This window comes from Gordonia sp. CNJ-863 (assembly GCF_001942325.1).
Classification (GTDB): domain Bacteria; phylum Actinomycetota; class Actinomycetes; order Mycobacteriales; family Mycobacteriaceae; genus Gordonia; species Gordonia alkanivorans.
The window spans coordinates 190,397-200,988 of the sequence record NZ_MKKG01000066.1; the positions used below are offsets into that span (position 1 = coordinate 190,397).

Annotated in this window: 13 protein-coding genes; 7 read left to right on the plus strand and 6 right to left on the minus strand. The window is 66.3% G+C overall.

From position 1 onward, the window contains the following. The first annotated feature begins 35 nt into the window (after positions 1–35). The 3 genes from sigK to BJF87_RS22615 all read left to right on the plus strand — a co-directional run bounded on the left by sigK (position 36) and on the right by BJF87_RS22615 (position 2,590). On the plus strand, positions 36–644 hold the full coding sequence (gene sigK, locus BJF87_RS22605; RefSeq protein WP_035755173.1) for an ECF RNA polymerase sigma factor SigK: 609 nt from the start codon (positions 36–38) through the stop codon (positions 642–644). Next, on the plus strand, positions 637–1,461 hold the full coding sequence (locus BJF87_RS22610) for an anti-sigma factor (RefSeq protein ID WP_035754977.1): 825 nt from the start codon (positions 637–639) through the stop codon (positions 1,459–1,461). Before sigK ends, BJF87_RS22610 begins: the two co-directional genes overlap by 8 nt. A gap of 124 nt (positions 1,462–1,585) precedes the next feature. Beyond that, positions 1,586–2,590, plus strand: a complete 1,005-nt coding sequence (locus tag BJF87_RS22615) for an alpha/beta hydrolase family protein (protein WP_075863954.1) — start codon at positions 1,586–1,588, stop codon at positions 2,588–2,590. A gap of 44 nt (positions 2,591–2,634) precedes the next feature. Here the strand turns inward: BJF87_RS22615 and BJF87_RS22620 are convergent, their stop codons facing one another. Together BJF87_RS22620 and BJF87_RS22625 are read right to left on the minus strand one after the other, a co-directional pair. Further along, positions 2,635–3,012 (minus strand): LuxR C-terminal-related transcriptional regulator, encoded by a 378-nt coding sequence (locus tag BJF87_RS22620; RefSeq protein ID WP_035754971.1) that lies wholly within the window; start codon positions 3,010–3,012, stop codon positions 2,635–2,637. Positions 3,013–3,237: 225 nt separating this feature from the next. Next, positions 3,238–3,888: a LuxR C-terminal-related transcriptional regulator gene (locus BJF87_RS22625; RefSeq protein WP_035755171.1), complete on the minus strand. Its 651-nt coding sequence runs from the start codon at positions 3,886–3,888 to the stop codon at positions 3,238–3,240. Positions 3,889–4,308: 420 nt separating this feature from the next. Between BJF87_RS22625 and BJF87_RS22630 the strand changes: the two genes are divergently transcribed. Both BJF87_RS22630 and BJF87_RS22635 read left to right on the plus strand, forming a co-directional pair. Then, on the plus strand, positions 4,309–5,064 hold the full coding sequence (locus BJF87_RS22630) for an acetoacetate decarboxylase family protein (protein WP_075863955.1): 756 nt from the start codon (positions 4,309–4,311) through the stop codon (positions 5,062–5,064). Between the two features lie 46 nt (positions 5,065–5,110). Further along, the gene (locus tag BJF87_RS22635) at positions 5,111–6,118 is read left to right on the plus strand and encodes a pirin family protein (protein ID WP_075863971.1); all 1,008 of its coding nucleotides are present in this window, start codon (positions 5,111–5,113) and stop codon (positions 6,116–6,118) included. Positions 6,119–6,136: 18 nt separating this feature from the next. Here the strand turns inward: BJF87_RS22635 and BJF87_RS22640 are convergent, their stop codons facing one another. Both BJF87_RS22640 and BJF87_RS22645 read right to left on the minus strand, forming a co-directional pair. Then, positions 6,137–6,976: a glycosyltransferase family 2 protein gene (locus BJF87_RS22640; protein WP_075863972.1), complete on the minus strand. Its 840-nt coding sequence runs from the start codon at positions 6,974–6,976 to the stop codon at positions 6,137–6,139. A 154-nt stretch (positions 6,977–7,130) separates the two neighbouring features. Next, positions 7,131–8,207: an LLM class flavin-dependent oxidoreductase gene (locus BJF87_RS22645; protein ID WP_075863956.1), complete on the minus strand. Its 1,077-nt coding sequence runs from the start codon at positions 8,205–8,207 to the stop codon at positions 7,131–7,133. Positions 8,208–8,362: 155 nt separating this feature from the next. On the opposite strand from BJF87_RS22645, the gene BJF87_RS22650 reads away from it, so the two are divergent. Both BJF87_RS22650 and BJF87_RS22655 read left to right on the plus strand, forming a co-directional pair. After that, entirely contained in the window at positions 8,363–8,881 is a 519-nt protein-coding gene (locus BJF87_RS22650) for a DUF4878 domain-containing protein (protein ID WP_075863957.1), read from the plus strand. Between the two features lie 79 nt (positions 8,882–8,960). Continuing rightward, positions 8,961–9,614: a DUF4190 domain-containing protein gene (locus BJF87_RS22655; protein ID WP_075863958.1), complete on the plus strand. Its 654-nt coding sequence runs from the start codon at positions 8,961–8,963 to the stop codon at positions 9,612–9,614. 142 nt (positions 9,615–9,756) lie between these two features. Here the strand turns inward: BJF87_RS22655 and BJF87_RS22660 are convergent, their stop codons facing one another. Then, positions 9,757–10,071 (minus strand): hypothetical protein, encoded by a 315-nt coding sequence (locus BJF87_RS22660; RefSeq protein ID WP_075863960.1) that lies wholly within the window; start codon positions 10,069–10,071, stop codon positions 9,757–9,759. A gap of 287 nt (positions 10,072–10,358) precedes the next feature. Then, a complete protein-coding gene (locus BJF87_RS22665) occupies positions 10,359–10,586 on the minus strand; it encodes an MbtH family protein (protein WP_075863961.1) in 228 nt (75 codons plus the stop codon). Positions 10,587–10,592: the final 6 nt, after the last annotated feature.

A 10,592-nucleotide genomic window follows, 5' to 3' on the forward strand; every position in this document is an offset into this window, starting at 1 on the left:
GGAGAACTCCCGGCCATTCCGGTTACGGTGAAGAGGTGACATCGGACGACGGCAGCGCGACCCCCGATGCGGACCACGGACGTGGACACGAATCTCGTTTGTTGCGCGATCTTCTCGAATCGGCTTCCACCGGGGACCGTGCCGCGTTCACGCGTCTGTACGACCTGACGAGTTCGCGCATCTACGGGCTCGCGTTCCGCGTCGTCCGCGACCGCGAATACGCGGAGGAGATCGTGCAGGAGGCCTACCTGCAGTACTGGCAGAAGGCGGGCCAGTACCACGCCGCCCGGGGGTCGGTCCTCACCTGGATGATGACCATCGCCCATCGTCGCGCCGTCGATCGCGTGCGCACCGAGCAACTCCAGCAGGAACGGATGTCCGACTACGGCGCTGCCTCGGTGGAAACTCCACGCAACATTCCGCTCGAGGTGGTTGTCCACGCCGACGAGGCGCGTACGCTACGGACGTGCCTCGGCGAGCTCACGGAACTGCAACGAAGCTCCATCGAGATGTCCTACTTCGGCGGTCTGACCTATCCGGAGGTGGCAGAGCAGACCGAGACCCCCTTGCCCACCATCAAGTCACGCATCAGGGACGGCCTACGCCGCCTGAAACAGTGCTTGGGGACGCAGGAGGATGTCTGAACTGACCATGACAACCACTGACACGGATCCCGATGACCGCATGTCTGCCTGGCTCGACGATCACATCGAGCTGTATGCCGTTTCCGCTCTGACTCCGGAGGAGACCCTCCGCGCGGAACGGGAACTCGCCGCGCTCCCGCCGGACGCACGATCGGCCTATGAGGACCGGATCGTCGAGATCCACACCGCGATGGCCGGATTCTCGAGCACGTACGCACTCGAGACGCCTTCCGGCCTTCGGGGTCGGGTACTGACCCACGTCTTCGACGGGGCCGCCGGATTCGATGCGCCGACACCGCCTCCGATTCCTGAGCCCGTGCCCATCGGCGGACGCCGACAGGGTCCACAGCGGACGACGGCCGTGCTCGCCGCCGCCGCGGTGACCGTCGTCGTCGCTCTCGGCGCCGGCGTCCTGATCGGCCGCACCACGGCACCGGAACCCTCGCCCGCCGCGACCTCGGTCGGCGAGACGCAGCAGGAGGTCCTCACCGTTCTCGCGGCCGGTGATGCGACCATCACCGCCGAACCCCTGGCGGACGACCGCGGCACGATCACCGTCATCACCTCCGAGACCGCCGGCCGCGCGGTGACCCTCATCCGGGATCCGGGCCGTCCGATCTCACCGGACAGCACTTTTCAGCTCTGGCTGGTCGGCGGAGCGGAGAAACCGGTCCCGGCCGGTCTGATCCCCGGTGGCGACACCGAACCGGTCGTCGTCGACGGGCTCGGCGACGCCCAGGTGCTGGCGGTGACCATCGAGCCCGCGGGCGGTTCCCCGCAGCCGACCACGCCGATCCTGGCCCAGGTCCGTCTCTGAGCCGAGGCCGTATCGCCGAGTACGCCTGCGAACGATGCCTACACTGACGGCGGGGCCATTTCGCCGGCCGGCGCGTCCTGCGTCGGCAGAGGTGGGATGAATCAGAGAAGACAGGTGGGGCGCGGTGGGCGTGAACGGCGGACGGTTCCGGACGGTTCTGTTGACGGTGACGGTGCTACTCGCCGCGCACGGCTTCGTATCCGCATCACCCGCCGGCGCGGAACCCGGATCGCGGGTCATCGACCGCTACGTCGACGACCCCCAGCAGACGACGCTGTTGGTGCACTCGGCGGCGATGGACCGGTCGGTCGCGGTGACCGTCCTCACGCCACGCGACCGGTCTCGACCGGCTCCGGTTCTGTACCTGCTCAACGGGGCCGGCGGCGGCGAGGACTCGGCGACCTGGGACGCCCGGACAACATACAAGAAGTACTTCGCCGACAAGAACGCCTACGTGGTGACGCCGATCGGCGGCGCCTTCTCGTATTACACGGACTGGCAGCGTGACGATCCGGTACTCGGCCGCAACAAGTGGCAGACGTTCCTGACCGAGGAACTCCCGCCGATCATCGACGAGGAGTTCCCGACCACCGGCGCGAACGCCATCGCAGGTATCTCGATGGCGGGGACCTCGGTGCTCAATCTGGCCATCGCCGCCCCGGGGCTCTACCGATCCGTGGCCGCGTTCAGCGGCTGTGCCCGGACGAGTGATCCGGCCGGACAGCAGTACATCCGGATGGTCGTCGAGGATCGTGGCGGGGCGAACATGGTCAACATGTGGGGCCCGCTGAGCGGACCGGGGTGGCGTGCGAACGACCCATACCTCAACGCCGAGAAGCTGCGGGGGACCAAGGTGTACATGACCAGCGGGACCGGCCTGCCCGGTTCGCACGAGCAGCTCGGGGATCCGAGTATCGACGGCAGCGCCTTCGACCTGGTCAACCAGGCCGTCGTGGGTGGCGGCATCGAGGTCGCCATCGACATCTGTACCCGTCAGATGGTGCAGCGGATGCGCGCACTCGGGCTGCCGGTCCAGGTGAATCTACGTCCCACCGGTACCCACTCGTGGGGCTACTGGCAGGACGACCTGTACGCAACCTGGCCGAAACTGGCGCGCGACCTGCGCTGACCCCCGTTCCGGGATCACCGCAGGCCGCGCGTGTGACGGGTCGGTCACCAGCGATCGAGGCTGGTGTATCCGTCTTGCAGGGCGCGGGCGAAGAGGTGCGTCTTCGTCGGGGCCGGACGGCCGACCGCGGTGTACTTGGCACGGATTCGTGCGAGGTGGGTACTCACGGTCGACGCCGAGATGAAGAGCCGGGCGGCCGCCTCTTCCTTCGACTCGGCAGCGAGCCAGCCGAGCAGAACCTCGACCTCGCGGTCGGACAGGCTCGGCCGCGGCAGCGCCGCCGGTGCACGGTCGACGGCCGGGCGGTAATCCGAAAGCCGGGTGATCCCGTTGTGGAGCATCGACTCCGGCGAGCCGACACGGCGCTGGTCCACGGCCCCCCGGGACTGTGCGGTTCGGTAGAACTCTGAAGTGGCCGTCACTGGTCCATCCCCTAATTTCTGGCGCATCGCCCACGTCCCCCGACGCCGCACGCTCCACGCGTAATTCCCAATGATCTGAAAGTAGTGCTGCTGTCGGTCGCCCGGTAGACCCAGAAATGGGGACTCCTACTGTTCCGGCGCCGATCGCCCACTGATTCCCCACCATTCCCCTTGTCTGCCTACTGATTCCGAACCGGACAGTCCCTGGGCCCGATCCGGATCGACCTATTGTCGACGATCCGAAGCGCCACGACTCCGGTGCCGTTGGGGCACCGGGAGCCAGCCGTCCTCCACCGCACGCTTGAACAGGTCGACCTTCGTCCGGGTCGGCCTGCCGGCGTCTGCATACTTCTGACGAATTCGTTTGAGGTACTCGTTCACCGTCTCCGCGGACACCCCGAGGGCCGCTCCCACCCGAGAAGAGGTCTCCCCCGACGCGTACAGCGCCAGCACCTTCTGCAGTTGCGGCGACAGATCGACCGCGGCCAGTTCGGGGTCACCGTCGATGGCCGCGGCCCACTCGGTGGTCAGGACCGCCCGCCCCTTGGCGGCCGCGCGGATCGCGTCGATGATGACGGACTCCTCGGCCGACTTCAGTACCACTCCGAGAGCGCCCGCCCGGGCTGCCGAACGCAGGAGCGCCGGATGCTCACCGGATGTGTACACGACCGTGGCGACACCGGCCGCGGAGAGCGTGTTGACGTTCTCTCTGGGTGTGGTGCCGTCGTCGAGGCGCAGATCGAGCAGCACGACGTCGAGTGGCATCCCCGCGAGCACGCCCGCGACCGTGGACGCCGAGCATGCCAGCGAGATGTCGTCGACCGGGTCCAACACCCGCTCGATCCCCCAGATCGGCGAGCGGTGATCGTCGATCATCCCCACCCGGATGACACGATCCTCCGCCACCACATCGTTCGCCGTCACCGTGCGCACCTCGCTGTCGACATCCGGCTCGGTGCGGCACCCGTTCGGTGCGGCGATGCGACGTTACCCTCGGGCATCGACGACGCCCCCTTTCGTCGGCTCACCGTGCGGCGTTCACCGTCTCTCAGCAATTACACAGTGTGGCGCGTCCGCACACGAGGCGAACCGTATACGACAAGTCGGACACCGGCCGTTTTTCGGCCCGGACCTGCGACAATCCGTCTCGTTTCGTCGCCTTCGGTGTCCACAGGATGGGGGACATCCGCCTTCTCCGACGCCCCCGCACCCTGGCCGTGCAAGACTAGAACACGTTCTATTCTTGCATCGATCTGTTCCAGCAGACCCCACGTCAGAGCAGTAGAAGGAGTACCGGTGACCGCACCCTCGTCCCACGACATCCTCGGCACCACGGTGACCATGCCCGTCGAGATCCGGCATGCGCAGTGTTTCGTCGCGGGCTTCACCGCCGACGCGGCCGCGGTCCAGCGAGCGATCGACAGCGAGTCCGCCCGGCCCGGCACCCTGCGTCCGCTGCGCATCCGACCGGGACGAGCGATGTGCATGCTGGTCTTCGTCGACTACGTCGACGGCGACCTCGGGCCGTACAACGAGTTCGGTGTCTGTTTCCTCGTCGACGACCCCTCGCAACCCCCGACCTCGCCTCTTCGGGCGCTCCGCTCTCTCGCCAAGAGCGACGCACGTGCCCTCGTGCACCGACTCCCGGTGGACGGCGACTTCACCCTCGCGGCCGGGCGCGGGATCTGGGGCTTCCCCAAGACCCTGGCCGAGTTCGACGTCGACCACACCTCGTCGGCCCGGCACGGCCGACTCGAGGCCGACGGCGCGCTGATCGCGGATCTGCGGATCAAACCGGGGATCAAGGTCCCGGACACGACCGCCGACACCGTCCTGCACGCCTACTCCCAGCTCGACGGTGTCACCCGGCTCACCCCCTGGCGGCTGACATCGGTGAGCGGGACCCGCACGCGCCTCGGCGGGGCGAGCCTCACGCTCGGCGACCACCCGATCGCCGCCGAACTCCGCTCACTCCGACTCGGCCGGCACGCACTGATGACCAGCTCGGTGGAGAAGATCACCATGCGATTCGAGAACCCGACCGTCGTCTGAGTCTTTCCGGGCACCGCGATCCCCGACGCCGGGGAGAATGGCCATCATGAGCAATCTGGAAACCCAGCCGGCCGAGGTCGAATGCCGGACCGACGCCGAGAGTGCGACCGGGTCCGGGCACCTTCGCCTCGAGGTGCTCACCGCACGCGACGTACCCCTCGGCGGTCCGCGCGCGATGACCGTTCACCGGACCCTCCCCCAACGGTCGCGGTCACTCATCGGCGCGTGGTGCTTCGTCGACCACTACGGACCCGACGACGTGGCGAGTACCGGCGGGATGGACGTACCACCGCATCCGCACACCGGCCTGCAGACGGTCAGCTGGCTGTTCACCGGCGAGGTCGAGCATCGCGACACGATGGGCAACCACGCGATGGTCCGCCCCGGCGAGATCAACCTGATGACCGCGGGACACGGCATCGCCCACACCGAGGTGTCGACGCCGGAGACCACGGTCCTGCACGGGGTGCAGCTGTGGACCGCGCTTCCCGCCGATGCCGTCGACACCCCACGGGATTTCGCCCATCACCGCCCGGACGACATCGTGCTCGACGGGGTCACGGCCAAGGTGTTCCTCGGCGAGCTGCTCGGCGCCCGGTCACCGGTGCACACGTTCACGCCACTGCTCGGCGCCCAGCTCGACTTCGCGCCCGGCGCCACCCTCGACCTCGACGTCGATCCCGCCTTCGAACACGGCATCCTCGTCGACGCCGGGACGATCGAGGTCGCCGACACCGGCACCCCTCCCCTACAGCGCACCGAACTCGGCTACGTCGGAGTGGGAGCGTCGCGACTGACGCTCACCAACGTCTCCGACGACGTGGCCCGCGTGATCCTCCTCGGCGGCACCCCGTTCGGCGAGGACATCGTGATGTGGTGGAACTTCATCGGTCGCACGCATGAGGAGATCGTCGGATTCCGCGAGGAGTGGATGGCCCACAGCGAACGGTTCGGACAGGTACAGGGATACGACGGAGACATCCAGCACCTTCCCGCGCCCACACTGCCGCACTCGCGGCTGCGGCCACGGACGAACACGCCGGGCCGCGCCTGACGGGCGCGGCTCGGCCGATCAGTCCATCGGCAGAACCCGTCCCTGGCCGGCGAATACATTGCGCCAGTGCCAGGTCTGGGTCTTGATGTCGTAAGGCAGCAGCACGATCCAGAACGACCACCCGACTATCAGAGAGATCGGCATGAGACCGGTGATCACAGCAGCAGTCTTGTACTCGCGGTGACGCAGGTATGTGCGCGGCGCCGCCAGAGCGTATCGAAGGCTGGCCATCGGCGAAGATTTCACCCGACGATAGGACTGCGAGGCAACCAGCGAGGGTAGCCACCACATGACCTTGCCTTTCTTCTTGAACGCCAGACAGAGATCGACGTCCTCGAGCAAGTCGGTCTCGAGGAGCTGCAAGGCACGGGTCGAATCCCAATCTTCCCGGCGGACGACCATGTTCGCGCCGTATAAGTTTTCTCGTTCGCGTCCGCGATCCGCATCCGCCATGCGCCTGACTCTGCGCTCAAACCAGCCGGCAAATGGGACGTCATACGGATACGTAGCGCCCGACGCCGCCGCGACATCCGGTCGCTGTTCGAAGAAATCCACGACGGTTTGCGCCCAGTTGGGTTCTAGACGGGTGTCGGCGTCGATGCGCCCCAACAGGTCACCGATGGCAACTTCGAAACCTCGCTCACGAGCCCAGGCAACTCCAGCCCGCTTCTCCGCCACGATCCTGAGGGGTAGGCGATTTTCGAAGGTTCGCGCGATCTCGATCGTGCGGTCCGTGCAGTTGTTGTCAACGACGACACACTCGTCCACCGGATAGGTCTGAGCAGCTATGGCCTCCAGACAGGGTCCGATGGCATCTTCTTCGTCGAGGACGGGAATGATCACACTCAGCTTCGGCATCCTGGTCTCCAGTCGCAAATCCCGCTTTTCGGACCTCCCCTCCTTAGCGAACCTTACCAAGTTCGAGAGGCTTAGGCGAGGCGGAGGATTCCGGACCAGGCACAATGTCCGGGTAGACTCGGCATACCCAGCTGCCTATAGGGAGCGGCGAGTCTCATACTCGTGAGCGCGCGGCCACCAGCGACGCGTGTGTCGGCGCGTCGGGAACGTCGGCGAGCCTACCCTGAGCGAACCCCTCGCGCAGCTCGGGCAGGACCTCGCCGAGCAGGTCGAGCTGCTCGAGGACAACCTTCAATGGCAGGCCCGCATGGTCGACGAGGAACAGCTGTCGCTGGTAGTCCCCGAAGCTCTCGCGGAACGACAGCGTCTTGTCGACGAATTCGGCGGGGCTGCCCACCGTCAGCGGGGTCTGCGACGTGAATTCCTTGAGCGACGGGCCGTGACCGTAGACGGGTGCGTTGTCGAAGTACGGCCGGAACTCGCGCACTGCGTCCTGCGAGCGCGGTCTGATGAAGAACTGCCCGCCCAGGCCGACGATGGCCTGATGGGCCTTGCCATGTCCGTGGTGCTCATACCGCTCGCGGTAGAAGGCGATGAGCCGCTGGAAGTGTTCCTTTGGCCAGAAGATGTTGTTGGCGAAGAAGCCGTCGCCGTAATACGCGGCCTGCTCGGCGATCTCCGGACTGCGGATCGATCCGTGCCACACGAACGGCGCGACGCCGTCTAGCGGGCGCGGGATCGAGGTGAACGACGTGAGCGGGGTACGGAACCGGCCCTCCCAGTCGACCACGTCCTCGGTCCACAGACGGTGGAGCAGGTGGTAGTTCTCGATCGCGAGCGGGATGCCCTGGCGGATGTCCTGACCGAACCACGGGTACACCGGTCCGGTGTTCCCGCGCCCGAGCATCAGGTCGACGCGCCCGTCGGCGAGGTGCTGCAACATGGCGAAGTCCTCGGCGATCTTCACCGGGTCGTTGGTGGTGATGAGTGTGGTCGCCGTACTGAGCTGCAGACGCTGTGTCTGCGCGGCGATGTAGGCGAGGGTCGTCGTCGGCGAGGACGAGAAGAACGGCTCGTTGTGGTGCTCCCCGATGGCGAACACGTCGAGGCCGATGTCCTCGGCTTTCTTGGCGATCTCGACGATCGCCTTGATCCGTTCGTTCTCGGAGGGGGTCCTGCCCGTGGTGGGGTCCGTCGTGATGTCGCTGACGCTGAAGATTCCGAACTGCATGTCGCGCCTCCCGTTGCGTGCCGATCCTGCTGCTCTGGCAGCCTCGCCCAGCATAACCGGACCGCGGTCCGATTAATTCCGTCTCAGCGCTGGGTTAGTGTTGGCTCACTACTCCGCGGTGCCGATCCGCGGAGGCGTCGCATGAAGGGGAATCAATGAAGATCCGGAAGTCCGTCGCCGCCATCGCCATGGCCGGGTCCGCGCTGTTCGTTGCCACCGCCTGCTCATCTGAGGACGTGGACGAGGCCACCAGCAAGGTGTCGACTGCAGTTGAGTCCGCCGCGTCCGAGGTCTCCACCGCCGCCGGTGACGCGATCGACGAGGTGACCGGCCTCAGCGACTCGAGGGCCCAGGACATTCTGCGCAAGGCCGTCGACCCGGCGACACCTGCCGACGAGATCGACACCGTCGTCGACACCTCGGAGCCCGCCACCAAGGCTGCGGTCATCGCCTTCGCGAAGGGTTCGTCGGTCGCCGGCTACACCCCTGAGGTCTACACCGTGAAGGACGTCTCGAAGGACGGCGACAAGCAGGCCGTCGCCATGGTCTCGGTCGCCAGCCCGCATGCCCCGGCCCCGGTCGACATCAAGCTCACCTATGTCGACGCCGACGGCGGCTGGAAGCTCAGCGCCGACGCCGTCACCCAGCTCGCCGGAATGGCCACCGGACGCTGACACCGGCAGGCACTTCCTCCTCGCCGGTAGACTCGCCCCGGTACGGCCCGTCCAGCGAGCCGTCGAGCGAGGAGGTGCCGTGCGCGTCGACATTCCCACCCAGCCGTTCCCACCGGCGATCACCGAACGTCATGACCGATGGCCCGCGGTCAACGATCTCGACGACAACTCACTTCCCGCGGCGTCAGACTCCGCAGCAGAGGCCGCGCCTCCTGCCGAACATCAGACACCTGGGCCCTCGCCGCGGCCCGTCACACGCGTAGAGCCGCGTGTGCGCCCGGCACCGGCGGACCACGCCGCACTCCCGCCAGTGGGCGACTTCTGGGACCTGCAGATCTCCGCCGACCAGAACCCCGTTCTCGGCATCACCTCGAGCGGACCCGCCCGACCGTCGACTCGCCGGCCGGTGTCGATCATCGATTTCCGGCCGGCTCCCGCTTTCCGACCGTTGCCGTATTCGTCGCCGACGGTACGCCGTACGGTAGCGCCCGCCGCATCGCTGGCGCTGACAACCGGTTTGATCGCGGTTCCGATGACCCTCGTCCTCGGACTCGGGGCAATTCTCGGAATGGTCGCGATCGTCGCCGGCATCGTGGGGATCAGACAGGTCAGCCGTGCACCCGCGACACGTAGAGGCACCGGTCGCGCGGTCACCGGAATCGTCTGTGGCGCCGGAAGTGTCGTCGTCGGCGGGCCGATCATTTTGGTCCTGGCACTGATTTTCGGTCTTTGAACCGACACCGCCAGTTCGCAGCACCCGCACCCGCAAATACAGATTCCCGCGAATCGTCGCAAAACGAACGTAGTCCCAGACGACGAGACCCGCCCGGTGTCACCGGGCGGGTCTCGTCGTCGAGACGTTGCGTGCTGTGGGCCTAGCTGACAGCGCGAAGGCGGGGGCGCACGCTGGCGACCTCCCCGCGCTCACGCCCGAGCCATGCCTGAACCTCACCGATCACCTGCAGCCGGGCCTCGGCGGGCTCGATGTCGGCAAGCGCGGGCACGCAGTGCATCAGCGCCGCGTAAAACGCAGCGGTGTGAGACATGCCCTGGTCGGCAAGCACCGTGTCGTAGTCCTCGATACTGTCAGCGAGCTCCCCGTACGAGAGCGCCTTGTCGCCCAACCGCACCGCAGTGAGATGCGGCGTGATCGCACCACGATTCTGAATGTCGTGCAGCAGATCGTCCATGGTCAAACTACCTTTCCCCCCGCCACTTCGGCGTGACCGCGGCGTCCTCGCCTCCCCAGACGTTGGTACGTTGCGGCCCTTCCACACAGTGTGCCCTACCTCAAAGAATTTGAGGACTCCTACTTCAGCATCTGTGGCACATTCCACAAGCAAATCTGCGAGGAAAATGCAACTTCATGTTACTGGTGGGGTTCTAGTTACGGTAGTGCACTGCGAATCGTTGGTTAACTTGTTATTCACGCGCGATCGTCCCGACATTCCGGTAGATCGATACCGGACAAAGCGGTTTAGGAACCGGCGCCCTTGTCCGCTTCCATGGCCTCGATGAGGCTCTTCGGCCGGAGGTCCGTCCAGTTCTGCTCGACGTACTCGAGGCACGCAGCGCGACTGTCCTCGCCAAACACCTTGGTCCATCCGGCTGGGATGTCCGCGAAGGTCGGCCACAGCGAATGCTGGTTCTCGTCGTTGACGAGCACGTAGAAGCGACCGTTCTCGTCGTCGAATGGGTTGGTCATGGTCTT